The sequence below is a fragment of the Methylobacterium sp. WL103 genome (genome assembly GCF_008039885.1).
GTDB classification, from domain to species: domain Bacteria; phylum Pseudomonadota; class Alphaproteobacteria; order Rhizobiales; family Beijerinckiaceae; genus Methylobacterium; species Methylobacterium cerastii.
On the sequence record NZ_VRUX01001141.1, the window covers coordinates 1 to 708 of the forward strand.

At 65.7% G+C, this 708-nt stretch carries 1 protein-coding gene; it reads right to left on the bottom strand.

The window, feature by feature from the left end; translation table 11 throughout:
* On the bottom strand, positions 1-708 hold a 708-nt coding region (locus FV222_RS28285), incomplete at both ends, for an FtsK/SpoIIIE domain-containing protein (protein ID WP_281406948.1).

Genomic DNA, 708 nt, shown 5'->3' on the forward strand with positions numbered 1-708 from the left:
CGAGGATCGTGCGCGAGTCGATCTTGCTCGTCACCTGGAAGCTGATCCGCGTCGGGAAGTTCGCCTTGATCGTGCCGGTGATCACGTCCACCGACGGACGCTGCGTCGCCATGATCAGGTGGATGCCCGCCGCCCGCGCCATCTGGGCGAGGCGCTGGATCGCGCCCTCGATGTCCTTGCCGGCCACCATCATCAGGTCGGCCATCTCGTCGACCACGATCACGATGTAGGGCAGGGCCGAGAGGTCCATCGCCTCGTCCTCGAACACCGCTTCGCCGGTCTCGCGGTTGAAGCCGGTCTGGATCGTGCGCGTGATGGTCTCGCCCTTGGCGCGCGCCTCCGCCATCCGGGCGTTGTAGCCGTCGATGTTGCGGACCGCGATCTTGGACATCTTCTTGTAGCGCTCCTCCATCTCGCGCACGGCCCACTTGAGGGCGATGACCGCCTTCTTCGGGTCGATGACGACGGGGGAGAGCAGGTGCGGGATGCCGTCGTAGACGGACAGCTCCAGCATCTTCGGGTCGACCATGATCAGGCGGCACTCTTCCGGCTTCATCCGGTAGAGCAGCGAGAGGATCATGGTGTTGATCGCCACCGACTTGCCCGAGCCGGTGGTGCCGGCCACCAGCAGGTGCGGCATGCGGGCGAGGTCGGCGATGATCGGCTCGCCGCCGATGTTCTTGCCGAGGCAAAGCGCGAGCTTGTGCT